Annotated in this window: 19 protein-coding genes; 16 read left to right on the top strand and 3 right to left on the bottom strand. The window is 58.7% G+C overall.

Translation table 11 applies throughout. The features are described from left to right. From hpaD to K7B04_RS10705, 8 genes are all read left to right on the top strand, one after another. Window positions 1-852: a 3,4-dihydroxyphenylacetate 2,3-dioxygenase gene (gene hpaD / locus K7B04_RS10670; RefSeq protein WP_167576595.1), complete on the top strand. Its 852-nt coding sequence runs from the start codon at window positions 1-3 to the stop codon at window positions 850-852. Between the two features lie 9 nt (window positions 853-861). Beyond that, window positions 862-1,242, top strand: a complete 381-nt coding sequence (locus K7B04_RS10675; protein ID WP_223803992.1) for a 5-carboxymethyl-2-hydroxymuconate Delta-isomerase — start codon at window positions 862-864, stop codon at window positions 1,240-1,242. Window positions 1,243-1,416: 174 nt separating this feature from the next. Continuing rightward, window positions 1,417-2,220, top strand: coding sequence for a 2-oxo-hept-4-ene-1,7-dioate hydratase (gene hpaH / locus K7B04_RS10680; protein ID WP_163447201.1), 804 nt, complete (start codon window positions 1,417-1,419; stop codon window positions 2,218-2,220). An 18-nt stretch (window positions 2,221-2,238) separates the two neighbouring features. Beyond that, the gene (gene hpaI, locus K7B04_RS10685) at window positions 2,239-3,030 is read left to right on the top strand and encodes a 4-hydroxy-2-oxoheptanedioate aldolase (protein WP_223804148.1); all 792 of its coding nucleotides are present in this window, start codon (window positions 2,239-2,241) and stop codon (window positions 3,028-3,030) included. Between the two features lie 102 nt (window positions 3,031-3,132). Then, on the top strand, window positions 3,133-4,509 hold the full coding sequence (gene hpaX, locus K7B04_RS10690) for a 4-hydroxyphenylacetate permease (RefSeq protein WP_167576591.1): 1,377 nt from the start codon (window positions 3,133-3,135) through the stop codon (window positions 4,507-4,509). 12 nt (window positions 4,510-4,521) lie between these two features. Then, the gene (gene hpaA / locus K7B04_RS10695; RefSeq protein WP_163447205.1) at window positions 4,522-5,412 is read left to right on the top strand and encodes a 4-hydroxyphenylacetate catabolism regulatory protein HpaA; all 891 of its coding nucleotides are present in this window, start codon (window positions 4,522-4,524) and stop codon (window positions 5,410-5,412) included. Between the two features lie 263 nt (window positions 5,413-5,675). Continuing rightward, window positions 5,676-7,238, top strand: a complete 1,563-nt coding sequence (gene hpaB, locus K7B04_RS10700) for a 4-hydroxyphenylacetate 3-monooxygenase, oxygenase component (RefSeq protein WP_167576587.1) — start codon at window positions 5,676-5,678, stop codon at window positions 7,236-7,238. A gap of 19 nt (window positions 7,239-7,257) precedes the next feature. Then, window positions 7,258-7,773 carry a 4-hydroxyphenylacetate 3-monooxygenase reductase subunit gene (locus K7B04_RS10705; RefSeq protein ID WP_223803993.1) on the top strand — a complete coding sequence of 172 codons (516 nt, stop codon included), beginning with the start codon at window positions 7,258-7,260 and terminating at the stop codon, window positions 7,771-7,773. Between the two features lie 70 nt (window positions 7,774-7,843). On the opposite strand, the gene K7B04_RS10710 is transcribed toward K7B04_RS10705, so the two are convergent. Next, window positions 7,844-8,587: an SGNH/GDSL hydrolase family protein gene (locus K7B04_RS10710; RefSeq protein WP_167576585.1), complete on the bottom strand. Its 744-nt coding sequence runs from the start codon at window positions 8,585-8,587 to the stop codon at window positions 7,844-7,846. 198 nt (window positions 8,588-8,785) lie between these two features. Then, window positions 8,786-9,172, bottom strand: a complete 387-nt coding sequence (locus tag K7B04_RS10715) for a hypothetical protein (protein ID WP_223803994.1) — start codon at window positions 9,170-9,172, stop codon at window positions 8,786-8,788. Between K7B04_RS10715 and K7B04_RS10720 the strand changes: the two genes are divergently transcribed. Then, complete coding sequence (locus K7B04_RS10720; protein WP_223803995.1) at window positions 9,166-10,470, top strand: GGDEF domain-containing protein; 1,305 nt, start codon at window positions 9,166-9,168, stop codon at window positions 10,468-10,470. The genes K7B04_RS10715 and K7B04_RS10720 overlap by 7 nt on opposite strands. On the opposite strand, the gene K7B04_RS10725 is transcribed toward K7B04_RS10720, so the two are convergent. After that, on the bottom strand, window positions 10,471-11,676 hold the full coding sequence (locus tag K7B04_RS10725) for a multidrug effflux MFS transporter (RefSeq protein WP_223803996.1): 1,206 nt from the start codon (window positions 11,674-11,676) through the stop codon (window positions 10,471-10,473). 188 nt (window positions 11,677-11,864) lie between these two features. Between K7B04_RS10725 and K7B04_RS10730 the strand changes: the two genes are divergently transcribed. From K7B04_RS10730 to tauD, 7 genes are all read left to right on the top strand, one after another. After that, window positions 11,865-12,986: a cupin domain-containing protein gene (locus K7B04_RS10730; RefSeq protein ID WP_223803997.1), complete on the top strand. Its 1,122-nt coding sequence runs from the start codon at window positions 11,865-11,867 to the stop codon at window positions 12,984-12,986. A 262-nt stretch (window positions 12,987-13,248) separates the two neighbouring features. Continuing rightward, the gene (mmuP, locus tag K7B04_RS10735) at window positions 13,249-14,658 is read left to right on the top strand and encodes an S-methylmethionine permease (RefSeq protein WP_223803998.1); all 1,410 of its coding nucleotides are present in this window, start codon (window positions 13,249-13,251) and stop codon (window positions 14,656-14,658) included. Next, window positions 14,645-15,577 (top strand): homocysteine S-methyltransferase, encoded by a 933-nt coding sequence (gene mmuM, locus K7B04_RS10740; protein WP_223803999.1) that lies wholly within the window; start codon window positions 14,645-14,647, stop codon window positions 15,575-15,577. The genes mmuP and mmuM overlap by 14 nt, the downstream gene beginning before the upstream one ends. A 248-nt stretch (window positions 15,578-15,825) precedes the next feature. Next, window positions 15,826-16,791: a taurine ABC transporter substrate-binding protein gene (gene tauA / locus K7B04_RS10745; protein ID WP_223804000.1), complete on the top strand. Its 966-nt coding sequence runs from the start codon at window positions 15,826-15,828 to the stop codon at window positions 16,789-16,791. Window positions 16,792-16,801: 10 nt separating this feature from the next. Next, window positions 16,802-17,569: a taurine ABC transporter ATP-binding subunit gene (gene tauB, locus K7B04_RS10750; RefSeq protein ID WP_065358024.1), complete on the top strand. Its 768-nt coding sequence runs from the start codon at window positions 16,802-16,804 to the stop codon at window positions 17,567-17,569. Then, window positions 17,566-18,393, top strand: coding sequence for a taurine ABC transporter permease TauC (gene tauC, locus K7B04_RS10755; protein WP_065358025.1), 828 nt, complete (start codon window positions 17,566-17,568; stop codon window positions 18,391-18,393). Before tauB ends, tauC begins: the two co-directional genes overlap by 4 nt. Further along, on the top strand, window positions 18,390-19,241 hold the full coding sequence (tauD, locus tag K7B04_RS10760) for a taurine dioxygenase (RefSeq protein ID WP_223804001.1): 852 nt from the start codon (window positions 18,390-18,392) through the stop codon (window positions 19,239-19,241). Before tauC ends, tauD begins: the two co-directional genes overlap by 4 nt. The last annotated feature ends 17 nt before the right edge of the window (window positions 19,242-19,258 follow it).

Raw genomic sequence — 19,258 nt, forward strand, 5'->3', positions numbered from 1 at the left:
ATGGGCAAGCTCGCGTTAGCAGCAAAAATTACTCACGTGCCGTCGATGTACCTCTCTGAAATTCCGGGGAAAAACTTTGGCTGCCGTCAGGCGGCCATCGATGGGCATAAAGAGATCGGCAAGCGCTGCCGTGAAATGGGCGTCGACACCATTATTGTGTTCGATACTCACTGGCTGGTGAACAGCGCCTACCACATTAACTGCGCGGAAAGCTTTAAGGGCATCTACACCAGCAACGAGCTGCCGCACTTTATTCGCGACATGACCTACGACTATGACGGTAATCCCGAACTGGGCCAGCTGATTGCCGACGAAGCCGTAGCGCTGGGCGTGCGCGCCAAAGCGCACAACATTCCAAGCCTGAAGCTGGAGTACGGCACGCTGGTGCCGATGCGCTATATGAACGCCGATAAGCACTTCAAGGTGGTCTCCATCTCGGCGTTTTGCACCGTGCATGACTTTGCCGACAGCCGCAGATTGGGCGAGGCGATCCTGAAAGCCATAGAAAAATACGACGGCACCGTGGCGGTGTTCGCCAGCGGCTCGCTGTCGCACCGTTTTATCGACGACCAGCGTGCGGAAGAGGGGATGAACAGCTACACCCGCGAGTTTGACCATCAGATGGACGAACGCGTGGTCAAGCTATGGCGCGAGGGCAAGTTCAAGGAGTTTTGCACCATGCTGCCGGAGTACGCCGACTACTGCTACGGCGAAGGCAACATGCACGACACCGTGATGCTGCTGGGAATGCTGGGCTGGGATAAGTACGACGGCAAGGTGGAGTTTATTACCGATCTGTTCGCCAGCTCCGGCACCGGGCAGGTGAACGCCGTATTCCCGCTGCCAGCGTGAGGATGAACCATGCCGCACTTTATTGCTGAATGCACTACCAACATCCGCGAGCAGGCAGATTTACCGAGCCTGTTCAGCAAGGTGAACGAGGCGCTGGTCGCCACCGGAATTTTCCCCATCGGCGGCATCCGCAGCCGCGCCCACTGGCTGGATACCTGGCAGATGGCCGACGGTAAGCATGATTACGCGTTTGTGCATATGACGCTGAAAATCGGCGCAGGCCGCAGCCTGGAGAGCCGTCAGGAGGTGGGCGAAATGCTGTTCGGGCTGATTACAGCCCACTTCGCCACGCTGATGGACAGCCGCTATCTGGCGCTGTCGTTTGAGATTGACGAGCTGCACCCGACGCTGAATTACAAACAGAACAACGTGCACGCGTTATTTAAATAAGACCGGCCCGCCCAGTCCTTCGCTTCTTTTGAGGCGGGAGAAAACACGCACTCGGTCAGTCCCCTCGCCCCTTTGGGGAGAGGGTTAGGGTGAGGGGGGACCTCCGCGGCCTGATGCCCTCACCCCGGCCCTCTCCCACAGGGAGAGGGAGAAAACACAGCCACAGGAATCACTATGCTCGATAAACAGACCCGTACCCTGATCGCCCAGCGGCTAAATCAGGCTGAAAAACAGCGTGAGCAGATCCGTGCCGTCTCGCTGGATTACCCGGACATCACCATCGAAGACGCCTACGCCGTGCAGCGTGAATGGGTTGCGATGAAGATTGCCGAAGGGCGAACGCTCAAAGGCCACAAAATCGGCCTGACCTCCAAAGCGATGCAGGCCAGCTCGCAGATTAACGAACCGGACTACGGCGCGCTGCTCGACGACATGTTCTTCCACGACGGCAGCGAGATTCCGACCGACCGCTTTATTGTCCCGCGCATTGAGGTGGAACTGGCGTTCGTACTGGCAAAGCCGCTGCGCGGACCGAACTGCACGCTGTTCGATGTCTATAACGCCACCGACTACGTGATCCCAGCGCTGGAGTTGATTGACGCCCGCAGCCATAACGTGGACCCGGAAACCCAGCGTCCGCGCAAGGTATTCGACACCATCTCCGACAACGCCGCCAACGCTGGCGTGATCCTCGGCGGGCGTCCGATTAAGCCTGATGAACTGGATCTGCGTTGGATCTCCGCGCTGCTGTATCGCAACGGCGTGATTGAAGAGACCGGCGTTGCCGCAGGGGTACTTAACCACCCGGCGAACGGTGTGGCGTGGCTGGCGAACAAGCTGGCGCCGTATGACGTTCAGCTGGAAGCAGGGCAGATTATCCTTGGCGGCTCGTTCACCCGTCCGGTACCGGCGCGTAAGGGCGACACCTTCCATGTTGATTACGGCAACATGGGCGCGATTACCTGCCGGTTTGTATAAAAGGAAAAGACGATGATGATGAAGAACAGCTTCAAAGACGCGCTGAAAGCAGGCCTGCCGCAGATTGGCCTGTGGCTCGGGCTCTCCAGCAGCTACAGCGCCGAGCTGCTGGCAGGCGCTGGGTTTGACTGGTTGCTGATTGATGGCGAACACGCGCCGAACAACGTCCAGACCGTGCTGACCCAACTACAGGCGATCGCGCCTTATCCAAGCCAGCCGGTGGTGCGTCCGTCGTGGAATGACGCGGTACAGATTAAGCAACTGTTGGACGTTGGCACGCAAACGCTGCTGGTGCCGATGGTGCAAAACGCCGACGAAGCGCGAGCCGCAGTGTCCGCAACCCGCTATCCGCCGCAGGGTATTCGCGGCGTGGGCAGCGCGCTGGCGCGGGCGTCACGCTGGAACCGCATTCCGGATTATCTCCACCAGGCCAACGACGCCATGTGCGTGCTGGTGCAGATTGAAACTCGTGAAGCGCTGAACAATCTGGCGCAGATCCTCGACGTCGACGGCGTGGACGGCGTGTTTATCGGCCCGGCGGACCTCAGCGCCGATATGGGCTTTGCCGGCAATCCGCAGCACCCGGAAGTGCAGGCGGCGATTGAACAGGCCATCGTGCAGATTCGTGCGGCGGGAAAAGCGCCGGGCATTCTGATGGCGAATGAACAGCTGGCGAAACGTTATCTGGAGCTGGGGGCGCTGTTTGTCGCCGTTGGCGTCGATACCACCCTGCTGGCGCGCGGTGCAGAGGCGTTGGCGGCACGCTTTGGCGCGGAGAAAACCTCGCTCGGGTCGTCCGGCGTGTATTAACGCGTGCCGGGGAGACCCATCGACATGTCGGCCCGGCAAGCGAAGCGCACCGGGCAACAACACTGCTTCACCCTACGCAAATTCCCATCAGAGGAAAGGACAATGAGCGACACATCACCTGCAATTCCGGAGCAACTCAACCCGGCCGACCAGCACAAGCGGCTGACGGCAGGCCAACAATCGGTTATCAACAAACTGTTTCGTCGTCTGGTTCTGTTTTTGTTCGTGCTGTTTATCTTCTCATTCTTAGATCGTATCAATATCGGCTTTGCCGGGCTGACGATGGGGGCGGATCTCGGCCTCAACGCCACCATGTTCGGCCTCGCCACCACGCTGTTCTACGCCACCTACGTGATTTTCGGCATTCCCAGCAACATTATGCTGAGCATTGTTGGCGCGCGGCGCTGGATTGCCACCATTATGGTGCTGTGGGGTATCGCCTCCACCGCCACCATGTTCGCCGTCGGGCCGAAAAGCCTCTACGTGCTGCGCATGCTGGTGGGCATCACCGAAGCCGGATTCCTGCCGGGGATTCTGCTGTACTTAACCTACTGGTTCCCGGCGTTTTTCCGCGCCCGCGCTAACGCCCTGTTTATGATTGCCATGCCGGTAACCACCGCGCTGGGCTCGATTGTCTCAGGCTATATTCTGTCGATGGACGGTCTGCTGAATATGCACGGCTGGCAGTGGCTGTTCCTGCTGGAAGGATTCCCGGCGGTGCTGCTCGGCGTGATGGTCTGGTACTGGCTCGACGACTCCCCGGCGAAGGCCAAATGGCTGACCGACGAGGATAAAAAGTGCTTACAGGAAATGATGGATAACGATCGCCTGACGCTGGTGCAGCCGGAAGGGGCGATTAGCCATACCGCGATGCAGCAGCGCAGCCTGTGGCGCGAAGTGTTTACGCCGATCGTCCTGATGTACACGCTGGCCTACTTTTGCCTGACTAATACGCTCAGCGCCATCAGTATCTGGACACCGCAAATCCTCAAGAGCTTTAACGAGGGCAGCAGCAACATCACCATCGGCCTGCTGGCGGCAATCCCGCAGATTTGTACCATTCTTGGCATGATCTACTGGAGCCGCCATTCGGATAAGTACCAGGAGCGTAAGCACCACACGGCGCTGCCGTTCCTGTTTGCCGCCGCCGGTTGGTTGCTGGCCTCGGCGACCAACCATAGCCTGATCCAACTGTTGGGGATCGTGATGGCCTCGACCGGATCGTTTAGCGCGATGGCGATTTTCTGGACCACACCGGATCAATCCATCAGCCTGCGCGCCAGGGCGATCGGCATCGCGGTGATCAACGCCACGGGCAACATTGGGTCGGCGCTGAGTCCGTTTATGATTGGCTGGCTGAAAGATGTGACCGGCAGCTTTAACAGCGGATTATGGTTTGTCGCAGCGCTACTGGTGCTGGGGGCGGCCATTATCTGGGTGATACCGATGAAATCTTCCCGCCCACGCGCCACGCCGTAAGGAGCCGACGTTATGTGCCAGCGTGTGATTACCAATATCGACATCAGTACCGAGTATGAAGAGAGTCTGGGCACCAGGGATGTGCACTATCAGTCGTTTGCCCGCATGGCGGAGTTTTTTGGCCGCGATATGCAGGCGCATCGCCACGATCAGTTCTTCCAGATGCACTTTCTCGATACCGGGCAGATTGAGCTGCAGCTCGACGATCACCGCTACTCGGTGCAGGCACCGCTGTTTGTGCTGACGCCGCCGTCGGTCCCGCACGCCTTTATCACCGAGTCGGACAGCGACGGTCACGTGTTGACAGTGCGGGAAGAGTTGATCTGGCCGCTGCTGGAGGTGCTATACCCCGGCACCCGTGAGGCGTTCGGCCTGCCGGGAATGTGCCTGTCGCTGGCGGACAAACCCGACGAACTGGCGGCGCTGGCGCACTACTGGCGGCTGATTCAGCGCGAGTCGACCTCTGAGCTGCCGGGGCGCGAGCATACCCTGGTGTTGCTGGCGCAGGCGGTGTTCACGTTGCTGCTGCGCAACGCGCCGCTCGACGACCACGCGGCCAGCGGCGTGCGCGGCGAACTGAAGCTGTTCCAGCGCTTTAACCAGATGATTGATAGCCACTATCACCGCCACTGGACGGTGCCGGACTACGCCAGCGAGCTGCACCTGACCGAATCCAGGCTAACGGATATTTGCCGCCGCTTCGCTAATCGTCCGCCGAAAAGGCTGATTTTTGACAGACAGCTGCGTGAGGCCAAGCGTCTGCTGCTGTTTTCCGACAGCGCGGTGAGCGAGATTGCCTGGCAGCTTGGCTTTAAGGACCCGGCCTATTTTGCGCGCTTTTTTAATCGCTTAGTGGGGTGTTCGCCGAGCGCGTTTCGCGCGCAGAAAGTCCCGGTGTCGTAGGTTCCCCCCTCACCCTAACCCTCTCCCCATAGGGGAGAGGGGACCGACCGTGCGGGTTTTCTCCCTCGCCCTTTGGGGAGAGGGCCGGGGTGAGGGGCAAACACGCGCCAAACCCTACCCAGATCACAGAACCGCCCCCCGCCCGAAAAGTACCAGCCGTTGACCCAAAAGTCTCTTCACCGTCTGCGTTTTAAACGCTTCAATTACGAAACAAGAACAAAACATAAATTTAACAAATCCGATGAATACTGGAGTGTACCCGAATGAAACCTGAAGATTTCCGCGCAGACACCAAACGTCCGTTAACCGGTGAAGAGTACCTGAAAAGCCTCCAGGATGGCCGTGAGATCTACATCTACGGCGAGCGCGTCAAGGATGTCACTACCCATCCCGCCTTCCGCAACGCGGCAGCCTCTGTCGGCCAGCTGTACGATGCGCTGCACAAGCCGGAAATGCAGGACAAGCTGTGCTGGAGCACTGATACCGGCAGCGGCGGCTACACCCATAAATTTTTCCGCGTGGCGAAAAGCGCCGACGACCTGCGTCAGCAGCGCGACGCCATCGCCGAGTGGTCACGTCTCTCCTACGGTTGGATGGGGCGTACTCCGGACTACAAAGCGGCCTTCGGCAGCGCGTTGGGGGCGAACCCGGCGTTCTACGGCCAGTTTGAGCAGAACGCCCGCCACTGGTACTCGCGCATTCAGGAAACCGGTCTGTACTTCAACCACGCGATCGTTAACCCGCCCATCGACCGCCACAAACCGGCTGATGAAGTGAAAGATGTTTACATCAAGCTGGAGAAAGAGACCGACGCCGGGATTATTGTGAGCGGCGCGAAGGTGGTGGCGACCAACTCGGCGCTGACCCATTACAACATGATCGGCTTCGGCTCCGCGCAGGTGATGGGCGAAAACCCAGACTTCGCGCTGATGTTCGTCGCACCGATGGATGCCGAGGGCGTGAAGCTGATTTCTCGCGCCTCCTACGAGATGGTGGCGGGCGCAACTGGCTCTCCGTACGACTATCCGCTCTCCAGCCGCTTTGACGAGAACGATGCGATTCTGGTGATGGATAACGTACTGATCCCCTGGGAAAACGTCCTGATCTACCGCGATTTCGATCGCTGCCGTCGCTGGACGATGGAAGGTGGTTTTGCCCGTATGTACCCATTACAGGCGTGCGTGCGTCTGGCGGTGAAGCTCGACTTTATTACCGGCCTGCTGAAGAAATCGCTGGAGTGCACCGGTACTTCGGAGTTCCGCGGCGTGCAGGCGGATCTTGGCGAAGTGGTGGCGTGGCGCAACATGTTCTGGGCGCTGAGCGACTCCATGTGTTCTGAAGCGACCCCGTGGGTTAACGGCGCGTACCTGCCGGATCACGCGGCGCTGCAAACCTACCGCGTGATGGCGCCGATGGCCTACGCCAAAATCAAAAATATTATCGAACGTAACGTGACCAGCGGGCTTATCTACCTGCCGTCGAGCGCCCGCGATCTGAACAATCCGCAGATTGATCGATATCTGGCGAAATACGTGCGCGGCTCCAACGGCATGGATCACGTGGAGCGCATCAAGATCTTAAAACTGATGTGGGATGCCATCGGCAGCGAGTTCGGCGGCCGTCACGAGCTGTACGAAATTAACTACTCCGGTAGCCAGGATGAGATCCGCCTGCAGTGTCTGCGCCAGGCCCAGACCTCCGGCAACATGGACAAAATGATGGCGATGGTCGATCGCTGCCTGTCTGAATACGACCAGAACGGCTGGACGGTGCCACACCTGCACAACAACGCTGATATTAATCTGCTGGATAAGCTGCTGAAGTAATGGGCAGCGGGAGGTCACAATGCAATTAGATGAACAACGTCTGCGTTTTCGCGATGCCATGGCCAGCCTGTCGGCCGCCGTTAACGTCGTCACCACCGAAGGGGAAGCGGGTCGCTGCGGGATCACCGCTACCGCCGTCTGTTCGGTGACGGATACGCCGCCATCGGTGATGGTGTGTATCAACGCCAACAGCGCCATGAACCCGGTGTTCCAGGGCAACGGTAAGCTGTGCATCAACGTGCTCAACCATGAACAGGAGATCATGGCGCGTCACTTTGCCGGCATGACCGGTATGGCGATGGACGAGCGCTTTAATCTCGCAGGCTGGCAGCGCGGCGCGTTGGGGCAGCCGGTGTTAAAGGCGGCGCTGGCAAGTCTGGAAGGCGAGATACGCCAGGTGCAGACCATCGGTAGCCATCTGGTCTATCTGGTGGAGGTTCAGCATATCGCGTTGGCGGAAGAAGAGGGGCACGGGCTCATCTATTTCAAACGCCGTTTCCATCCGGTGATGATGGAGGCCGAAGCGCTGGCTTAAGCCTTCTTCACTACCTAAATGCCATCGGGCAGGTCAGGATCGATTGCCCGATGGCCGCAGCGCCAATGAATCATCGTGAGCCGGAAGGAGAGTCCCCATCTCCCTTCGACAGTGCCGCCTGAACGGCATTTTCCGCCAGTGGGGCCATCACGCGATAGCCTTCCGCGTTGGGATGCAGACCATCATCGGAGTAGCGGGTAATCAGTTTGCCGCATGCGTCCGTCATTGGCGTGGCGTAATCCAGCCAGACAAAGCCTTGCGTCGCGCTCCAGCTTTTCAGCCAGTGATTTAGCGCGATAAGGCGCTCGCGCGGACGCTGGGCGTAGAGATCCTGCGAGTCGGGATTCGCGTCATGGACCGGAAGCACGGACGATATCACCACCTGAATACCGTGTAGCGTGGCCAGCTCGGCGAACGTCATGATGTTCTCTTCAATTTCCAGATTGCTCACCGGACCGGTATTGCCCGCGATGTCGTTGGTGCCAGCGAGGATCACCACCGCCTGCGGGCGCAGGTTTAGCACGTCCTGGCGAAAGCGCACCAGCATCTGCGCGGTGGTTTGCCCACCAATACCGCGGTTGAGGTAGTTTTTTCCCGGAAAGCTCTGCGCTAAATCCCAGCCGTCGGTAATGGAGTCACCGAAGAAAACGACCTGCGGGCTCCGGTTCTGCTGAAGCAGGGCCTCGTTGTGCTGGCGATAGCGGGCGCGTTGACCGTAGTCATCGCTATAGAAAGCGGCCTGACGGCTGCGGTAGTTGTCGAGTTCAGGAAACCCGGTTCCGGGGATGAGAGCAGTAATCAGCGGCTGTGACACGATGTGTCTCTCCTTGCCGTAGTGAATGGAGAAACCACGTTAGCAAACGTCGATTTTTTGCGCTATCACTTCTGTGCGCGTAAGGCTCTGAATACGGACTAAAAAATAGATTAGGGAAAATGAAGAAAAATAAATAAATAGCGCTACAGGGATGAGATCTAATATTTTCCTGTGGTAGCTGAGGAAAAACTTATCGGGTTATTTATTTCCTTGAAGCGACGAGTTTTTTAATTGAAATAAGGCTTCGTTAATCATTTCTTCGGCTTTTTGACGGGCGAATTTGATAAGCGCGTCTTTACTGAAAGGCGCGCCACAAGCGTGACAGGTTAACGGATATTGATCTTCCGCGTTTTTTATTTTTTCAATGTCGGTTATTTCAGTAACACCGGCACATTTTGGACACAAATATTGAATTGCAATCACGAGCACGGCTCCTTTATCTTTGGTATAAAATAGTGCAGCCGCACAAATCGTCAAAGCCTTCCGGGCTATTAAATAACAGGTCATTTTGTTTTGGTTGATGAAGTGGTTGAAAAAACACCACTTCGTCAGGCCGATCACACCAAAGGAGAGGGTGAATGACAATGGAGAAGCCGTTCGTACAGAAAGACCCGATGGATTCCGGCAGGCTGGCCGATCTCCTCAACCATAACACCGATTGGGTGTGGGAAGTGGATACGCAGGGGCGCTACGTCTGGTCCTCAGAAGTGGTGATGCGCCTGCTCGGCTACTCGGCCGAAGAGGTGCTGGGCCGTACGCCGTTTGATTTTATGGCGCCGGGCGAGGCCGAGCGGCTGGAGAGTACCTTCCGCGATGTGCTCTCATCGCACAAACCCTTCTCGGGTCTGATTAACCGCAACCTGCGCGCAGATGGTCGGGCGGTGATCCTCGAAACCAGCGGTATTCCGCTGTTTGATGAAAACGGCCAACTGACCGGCTATCGCGGTACCGATCGGGATATCTCCCAGCTCGGCGAGCGGGTGTTGCAGCTGGAATCCATCTACCAGAACACGCCGCTGGCGCTGTGCGTGATTGATCGTCACGGCATGTTAACGAAAGCGAACAAGGCGATGGGTGAGCTGCTGGGGCAGCCAGAGGAAAAGCTGGTGGGGCAGTTGCTCAAAACGCTGATGCCGGAATGGCACCTGCTGTTCCAGCAGGATTTCATTCTGCTCGACGGCGGTGAAGAGATTGCCAGCAAAGAGCTGTTTCTCTATGGTCGCTATTTCTACATTAAGCCTATGGCGGTGTACGACGCGGGCGGCAACGTGGCGGGTATTTCTTCGGCGTGGATGGACATCACCGACCGCAAGCTGGCGGAACAGCAGCTTGCCCACGCTAATCAGACATTATTGCAGTATGCCGAACGCGACCATCTTACCGGCCTGTTCAACCGTCGTTACATGGATGACCGTCTGAGCTATGAAATTACCCGTGCACAGCGCGAGGGCTCGCAGCTGTCTTTGTGCATGGCGGATATCGACTTCTTTAAACGCTACAACGACACCTATGGTCACCCGGCGGGCGACCAGGTGCTGCGCGCCGTAGCAGACGCGTTGAGAGGCGGCCTGCGCCCGGGCGATAGCGTGAGCCGCTACGGCGGCGAAGAGTTTCTGGTGATACTGCCGGACACCAGCGCGGAAGGCGCGCTGGCGGTGGCTGAACGCCTGCGCGAGCGGGTAATGGCGCTGGAGATTGTGCATGAAACCAACCCCATCGGCAGCGTGCTGACCATCAGTTTGGGCGTGATGACCTGGGATTCGCCGCTGTCGGTGTGCAGCATTCAAAGCGTCGCGGACATCGCCGCTGAGCTTATCAGCAGCAGCGATGCGGCGCTGTACCGGGCCAAACAGCAGGGGCGCAATCGCGTAGTCAGCGCCTGATTACGCCACGGCCCTGGCGCGCGTCGTCAGGGCTATTGCGGTGCTGGCGAGGGTAAACAGCGCCATGATCCACGCCATGGTCCACGGCGTGCCGTCGCTGAGCGTCGCCAACAGCAGTGACGAAATAATCCCGCTACCGTATTGCAATGCGCCAATCAGCGCTGAGGCGGAACCCGCGACGTTTGGTGCGGCGTCCAGCGCGGCGGCAGTCGAGGTGGCGGCGATAATCCCATTCATCGAAAACAGTATGAACACTGCCACCACGATCAGCAGCAGACCTCCCATCTGCCAGCGCGCGGCAATCGCCAACACGATTGCCGCCGCGCCCGCCACCAACAGCGATATCTTTAGCAGCGTCTCCAGCGGATAGCGGTGGACGATTCGGCGGTTTACCACGCTTATGAGCATGACGCCAACAACGTTCAGCGCGAATAACCAGCCGTAGTGCTGCGGATCGACGCCGAAGTAGCTGATATAGACGAATGGCGACCCGGCGATAAACGCGTAGGCGGCGACGTAAAAGCAGGTCAGGCACAGGGTGTAGCGCATAAAGGCGACGTTGGTTAACAGCAGGCCGTAGTTCTTAAACACGCCGCCCAGCGACGCTTTAACACGCTTCTCTTCCGGCAGCGTTTCCGGTAGCCAGAAGAGAGTAAAGAACATCAGTACGCCAATCACAGCCAGCAGCCAGAAAATGACGTGCCAGCTGGCAAACACAATGATCTGTCCGCCGAGTAGCGGTCCGGCAATGGGAGCGATGGCCATCATCAGGATCAGCGTCGAGAGCATTTGCGCGGCGCGGGTACGACTGAATAGGTCACGGATCATCGCACGCGCCAGCATTGGGCCAGTGCAGGCCCCCAGCGCCTGGAATACACGCCAAAAGACAATCTGCTCAATATTGCGCGAGAGCGCGCAGCCGATCGAACCGATGATAAATAGTCCCAGGCCGATAAACAGCGGCAAGCGACGGCCAAAACGGTCGCTTAGCGGCCCCCAGAGCAGTTGGGCAATGCAAAAACCGACTAAAAAACCGGTAATCGTGAGTTCGACGTTGCCGTGTAAATCGCGCGCCATCACCGGCATGGCGGGAAGATAAATATCGGTTGAGAGCGAGGTAAAAGCCATTAAGGCACTGAGGATGACAACAAAAAGCAGGCCATGCTGACCTTTGGCGGGTGTCTTCCGCGCCGGAGTACCAGTCATATTGTTCCATTCGGGAGTGTTAAAGGCCGATAGAATATATTGATTTTCTGAACGGATAATCAGGCAAAATAGTAAGACGTTATGAATTCTATTCATCAGTGTGCATCCGCAATTGATTCATCACAAAGCGGACCCCGGGCAGCCCTCCTTATAATCGAGCCTACCCCTCTACTGATGGTATAAAAAACATGGCTTATCAACTCAACCTTAACTGGTCGGAGTTTCTGGAGAAATACTGGCAGAAACAACCGGTGGTCCTGAAAAACGCGTTCCCGAATTTTGTCGACCCGATTACGCCTGACGAACTGGCCGGTCTGGCGATGGAGATGGAGGTTGACAGCCGTCTGGTGAGCCACGTTGACGGCAAGTGGCAGGCGAGCAACGGCCCGTTTGAGGATTTTGACCATCTGGGGGAGAAGAACTGGTCGCTGCTGGCGCAGGCGGTGAACCACTGGCACGAACCTGCCGCCGAACTGGTGCGCCCGTTCCGCGTGCTGCCTGACTGGCGCCTCGATGATCTGATGATCTCCTTCTCGGTGCCGGGCGGCGGCGTTGGCCCGCATATCGATCCGTATGACGTCTTTATTATTCAAGGGATGGGCCGTCGTCGCTGGCGCGTGGGCGACGCGCTGCCGTTAAAACAGCACTGCCCGCATCCGGCGCTGCTGCACGTTGAGCCGTTTACGCCGATTATTGAAGTGGAAATGGAACCGGGCGATATCCTCTATATTCCGCCAGGATTCCCGCACGATGGGTATACCTATGAAGATACGCTGAACTACTCCGTCGGCTTCCGTGGCCCGAACGGTCGCGAGTTGATCAGCAGTTTCGCCGACTACGTGCTGGAGAACGATCTCGGCGAGAAGTACTACACCGACCCGGATCTCACCCGTCGCGAACATGCGGGTAAGGTGGAAGAGCACGAGCTGGAGCGTCTGCGGATGATGATGATCGACATGATCCGTCAGCCGAACGATTTCAAACAGTGGTTCGGCAGTTTTGCCAGTACGCCGCGCCACGAGCTGGATATTGCCCCTGCGGAGCCGCCGTTCGAACCGGAAGAAGTACTTGCTGCGCTGGAAGATGGGGAAACCCTGCGCCGCCTCAACGGGCTGCGGGTACTGAACGTGGGCGAGAGCTTCTTTATCAACAGCGAGAAGCTGGAGACCTGCGAACCGCAGGCGGCTGACATGCTGTGCCGCTATACCGAACTGGATAAAACCCATTTTGGCGAGGCGCTGCGAAATCCGGCGTTTGTCGCGGAACTGACGGCGCTGATTAACCAGGGATACTGGTTCTTCGACGAGTAAGCGTCCGCGGTGGGTGAGGGTATGCGCTGTACCCTCACCCCAGCCCTCTCCCTGGAAGGGAGAGGGAGCAAACCCGCGCCATACCCACCAACTGCACCGTTCGATCCCCTCGCCCCTTTGGGGAGAGGGCCAGGGTGAGGGGAACAAGCCGCACCCTTCCTTCATTCCTGCTGCTCCCCACCGCTTTGCAATTCGTTAACAATCGTTGTATAACCTCCTTCTCATTTGGATGTTTAGATGTCCATACGTTTAGAAGGTAATAATGCAAAACACAACACAACAACAAGGTGGGCAACTGAAGCGCACCATGAAGACCCGCCACCTGGTGATGCTGTCGCTGGGCGGTGTTATTGGCACAGGGCTTTTTTTCAATACCGGCTATATCATCTCCACCACCGGTGCGGCGGGTACGCTGCTGGCCTATCTGATCGGTGCGCTGGTGGTCTGGCTGGTGATGCAGTGCCTCGGCGAACTGTCGGTGGCGATGCCGGAAACCGGCGCGTTCCACGTTTATGCCGCCCGTTATCTCGGCCCGGCCACTGGCTACACCGTGGCGTGGCTCTACTGGCTGACGTGGACGGTAGCGCTAGGATCGAGCTTTACCGCCGCCGGGTTCTGTATGCAGTACTGGTTCCCGCAGGTGCCGGTGTGGATTTGGTGCCTGCTGTTCTGCGTGCTGATTTTCGGCCTGAATGTTATCTCGACGCGCTTTTTCGCCGAGGGGGAGTTCTGGTTCTCGCTGGTGAAGGTTATCACCATCATCGCGTTTATTATTCTGGGCGGCGCGGCCATCTTCGGGTTTATCCCCATGCAGGACGGCTCACCGGCGCCGGGGCTGCGTAATATTACCGCCGAAGGCTGGTTCCCGCACGGTGGGCTGCCGATTCTGATGACCATGGTGGCGGTGAATTTTGCTTTCTCCGGCACCGAGCTTATCGGCATTGCCGCCGGTGAAACCGAGAACCCGCACAAGGTGATCCCGGTAGCCATTCGGACCACTATCGCGCGGCTGATTATCTTCTTTATCGGCACCGTGTTCGTGCTGGCGGCGCTGATCCCGATGCAGCAGGCGGGCGTCGAAAAAAGTCCGTTTGTGCTGGTCTTTGAGAAGGTGGGCATTCCCTATGCGGCGGACATTTTTAACTTCGTGATCCTGACGGCGATTCTGTCGGCGGCCAACTCCGGGCTGTACGCCTCCGGTCGTATGCTGTGGTCGCTGTCCAACGAGCGCACGTTGCCGCGCTGTTTCTCGCAGCTGACCAATAACGGCGTGCCGCTGGTGGCGCTATCGGTGAGTATGCTTGGCGGCTTGCTGGCGCTGCTCTCCAGCATCGTCGCCCCGGATACCGTTTTTGTGGCGTTGTCGGCTATTTCCGGTTTTGCGGTAGTGGCGGTGTGGATAAGCATCTGCGCCTCGCATTTCGTGTTCCGTCGCCGTCATCTCCAGCAGGGCAAGGCGCTGAGCGAGCTGCACTACCGCGCGCCGTGGTATCCGCTGGTGCCGGTGCTGGGCTTCGTGCTGTGCCTGGTGGCCTGCGTGGGGCTGGCCTTTGACCCGTCGCAGCGTATCGCGCTGTGGTGCGGGATTCCGTTCGTGGCGCTGTGCTATGGTGCCTATTTCTTAACGCGTTCGCGCCAGAGCCAACAGGAGCCGCAGCATGTCGCAGAATAATCCTTTAACCGCCATTCTGAACGATCGTCCCTTCGTATTACTCGACGGGGCGATGGCCACCGAACTGGAGGCGCGCGGCTGCGATCTGGCCGACAGCCTGTGGTCGGCCAAAGTACTGATGGAAAATCCGCAGCTGATTTACGACGTGCATCTCGACTATTTCCGAGCCGGGGCGCAGGTGGCGATCACCGCCAGCTATCAGGCCACACCGGACGGTTTTGCCGCCCGCGGGCTGGATGAAACGCAGTCGCGGGCGCTGATTATTAAAAGCGTTGAGCTGGCGCGTCAGGCGCGTGATGCGTATCGCGCGGAAAACCCGGCGGCCCACGGGCTGCTGATTGCCGGTTCCGTGGGGCCCTACGGCGCGTACCTGGCGGATGGCTCGGAGTACCGCGGCGACTACCAGCGCAGCGCGCAGGTGTTCCAGGATTTCCACCGCCCGCGCGTTGAAGCGTTGCTGGATGGCGGTGTCGATCTGCTGGCCTGTGAGACCCTGCCGTCGTTTGATGAAATTCGTGCGCTGGCGCAGCTGCTGACCGAGTATCCGGTAGCGCAGGCGTGGTTCTCGTTTACGCTACGCGATGCTCAGCATCTGAGCGACGGCACGCCGCTGCGCGATGTGCTGGCCCTGCTGGCGGATTATCCGCAGATTCTGGCGGTCGGAATTAACTGTATCGCGCTGGAAAAAACCGTCGAGGCGCTGGAGTATCTGCACAGCCTGACGCCGTTGCCGCTGGTGGTCTATCCGAACTCGGGTGAGCACTATGACGCGGTGAGTAAAACCTGGCATCACCACGGTGAAGCCTGCGCCACGCTGGAAGGCTATCTGCCGCAGTGGCTGGCCGCCGGAGCAAAGCTGATTGGCGGCTGCTGCCGAACTACGCCAAAGGATATTGCGGCGCTGAAATCGCACTGCTGATTCAGAACCCTCGCGGATCACCTGTAGGCCGGATAAGCGAAGCGCCATCCGGCTGTTCGGTGCACATTGCCGGATGGCGCTTCGCTTATCCGGCCTACAATGTCCTCTGCATAATCCCATTTCTGAACTATCCTTTGCCGCTTTTTTTCTAAAAACAAATTGGCATTAACCAGCACTTTTAATTCCTTTATCAAACCCCCTCGCGCCGGAAATACTGCTCACATAACAAGACATGGGAGCAGGACATTATGGCAATCGCATCGCGTTTCACCGTTATCGCCGCCGCGCTGGCGCTGTTGGCTTTCCAGGCGCAGGCCGTGGACGTCACTATCGCCTATCAAACTTCCGCTGAACCGGCCAAAGTGGCGCAGGCGGATAAAACCTTCGAAAAGCTGAGCGGTGCAAAGCCGGACTGGCGTAAGTTCGACAGCGGCGCGAGCATCGTGCGCGCGCTGGCTTCCGGCGACGTGCAAATTGGCAACATCGGTTCCAGCCCGCTGGCGGTGGCCGCCAGTCAGCAGGTGCCAATTGAAGTCTTTCTGCTGGCCTCACAGCTCGGTAACTCTGAGGCGCTGGTGGTGAAAAAAACCATCACTAAGCCAGAAGATCTGATTGGTAAACACATTGCCGTGCCGTTTATCTCCACCACCCACTACAGCCTGCTGGCCGCGCTCAAGCACTGGGGCATCAAGCCGGGTCAGGTACAGATTATCAACCTGCAGCCGCCGGCGATTATTGCCGCCTGGCAGCGTGGCGACATTGATGGCGCCTACGTGTGGGCACCGGCAGTGAACGCGCTGGAAAAAGACGGAACCGTGCTGACCGACTCTTCAAAAGTAGGCGAATGGGGCGCACCGACGCTGGACGTCTGGGTAGTGCGTAAAGACTTTGCCGAGCAGCATCCTGAGGTGGTGAAGGCATTCGCCAAAAGCGCGATTGACGCTCAGCGTGGCTATATCGATAACCCGGATAAATGGCTGGCGCAGCCCGACAACATCAGCAAGCTGGCGCGTCTGAGCGGCGTGCCGGAAGCGGACGTGCCGGGGCTGGTGAAGGGCAACACCTATCTCACCGCCGACCAGCAGGCGCAGGCGCTGAATGGCCCGGTGAATAAGGCGATTGTCGATACCGCGCAGTTCCTCAAAGAACAGGGCAAAGTGCCCGCCGTGGCGACCGACTACAGCCAGTACGTTACCGACCGTTTTGTGAAGTAAGGAGGCCATGATGCTGCAAATCTCGCATCTGTCCGCCGACTACGGCGGTAAACCGGCGCTGGCGGATATCAGTCTCACGCTGGACAGCGGTGAACTGTTGGTGGTGCTGGGGCCGTCCGGCTGCGGTAAGACCACGCTGCTGAACCTGATTGCCGGATTTGTGCCATATCAGCACGGCAGCATCATCCTCGACGGAAAACGCGTTGACGGGCCGGGCGCCGATCGCGGCGTGGTCTTTCAGAATGAAGGGCTGCTGCCGTGGCGCAACGTGCAGGATAACGTCGCGCTGGGGCTACAGCTCGCGGGCATCAGCAAGTCTGAGCGTCGGGAAACCGCCGCGCAGATGCTGAAGAAAGTTGGCCTTGAGGGCGCGGAAAAGCGCTTTATCTGGCAGCTTTCCGGCGGTCAGCGCCAGCGGGTGGGCATTGCCCGAGCGCTGGCGGCCAATCCGCAACTGTTGCTGCTTGATGAGCCGTTCGGCGCACTTGACGCGTTTACCCGCGAACAAATGCAGACGCTGCTGCTGAAGCTGTGGCATGAGACGGGTAAGAAAGTGTTGCTGATCACTCACGACATCGAAGAGGCGATATTTATGGCCACCGAGCTGGTTTTGCTGTCGCCGGGGCCGGGCCGCGTGCAGGAGCGTCTGTCGCTGGACTTCGCCCGTCGTTTTGTCGCCGGGGAATCCTGCCGCAGCATTAAGTCCGATCCGCGCTTTATTGCCCAACGCGAGTACGTACTCAGCCGGGTGTTCGAACAACGGGAGGCCTTCTCATGAGCGTGGTGATTAATGATAAACCGCGTCAGCGTACCTCGAAGCTGCGTTGGCCATTGTCACGCCATCTGACGCTGAGCCTGACGACGCTGGCGGCGCTGCTGGCTATCTGGTGGGCGGTGGCGGCGTTAGCGCTGATTAGCCCGCTGTTTCTGCCTTCGCCGGTTCAGGTGCTGAATAAACTGCTGACCATCGCCAGCCCGCAGGGCTTTATGGACGCGACGCTGTGGCAGCATCTGGCGGCGAGCCTCGGGCGTATTCTTGTCGCGCTGCTGGCGGCGACGCTCGTCGGGATCCCGGTGGGGATTGCGATGGGTCTGAGCCCGACAGTACGCGGCATCCTTGATCCGATTATTGAACTGTATCGCCCGGTGCCGCCGCTGGCCTATCTGCCGCTGATGGTTATCTGGTTTGGTATTGGCGAAACGTCGAAAATATTACTGATTTATCTGGCGATTTTCGCGCCGGTTGCCATGTCGGCGCTGGCTGGGGTGAAAAGCGCGCAACAGGTACGCATCCGCGCCGCGCAGTCGCTGGGCGCCAGCCGCGCCCAGGTGCTGTGGCTGGTGATTTTACCCGGCGCGCTGCCGGAGATTTTAACCGGCCTGCGCATTGGTTTAGGCGTGGGTTGGTCGACGCTGGTGGCCGCCGAGCTTATCGCCGCCACCCGTGGCTTAGGTTTTATGGTGCAGTCCGCCGGGGAGTTTTTGGCTACCGACGTGGTGCTGGCGGGGATTGCGGTGATCGCAATTATCGCTTTTGGTCTGGAACTTGGTCTGCGTGCGCTTCAGCGTCGCCTGACCCCCTGGCATGGAGAAGTACAATGAGTGAACGTCTGGCGATTACCCCACTCGGGCCGTACATTGGCGCGCAGGTGTCCGGCGCTGACCTGACCCGTCCGCTGAGCGACAACCAGTTCGAACAGTTATACCACGCGGTGTTGCGTCATCAGGTGGTCTTCCTGCGTGAGCAGTTGATTACCCCCGAGCAGCAGCGCGCGCTGGCCCAGCGCTTTGGCGATCTGCATATTCATCCGGTGTATCCGCATGCGCCTGGCGTGGAAGAAATTATTGTGCTGGACACCCACGACAATAATCCGCCGGATAACGACAACTGGCACACCGACGTGACCTTTATCGACACGCCGCCCGCCGGGGCGATTCTGGCGGCGAAAGAGCTGCCGTCGACCGGCGGCGACACCCTGTGGACCAGCGGGATTGCCGCCTATGAGGCGCTCTCCGAGCCGTTTAAGGTACTGCTGAGCGGTCTGTGCGCCGAGCACGATTTCCGTAAATCGTTCCAGGAATACAAATATCGTAAAACCGAGGAAGAGCATCAGCGCTGGCTGGAAGCGGTGGCGAAGCACCCGCCGCTGCTGCATCCGGTGGTGCGTACCCATCCGGTGACCGGTAAGCAGGCGCTGTTCGTCAACGAAGGGTTTACCACGCGGATTGTCGACGTGACCGAGAAAGAGAGCGAGGCGCTGCTGAGCTATCTGTTTGCCCACGTGACTAAACCGGAATTTCAGGTGCGCTGGCGCTGGCAGCCGAACGACGTGGCGATTTGGGATAACCGGGTGACGCAGCACTACGCTAACGCCGATTATCTGCCGCAGCGGCGGATTATGCACCGGGCGACGATTCTGGGGGATAAGCCGTTTTATCGCGCGTCATAACTCGTGCAGCACCGGCC

This window comes from Kluyvera sp. CRP (genome assembly GCF_019930565.1).
Taxonomy (GTDB): domain Bacteria; phylum Pseudomonadota; class Gammaproteobacteria; order Enterobacterales; family Enterobacteriaceae; genus Kluyvera; species Kluyvera georgiana_A.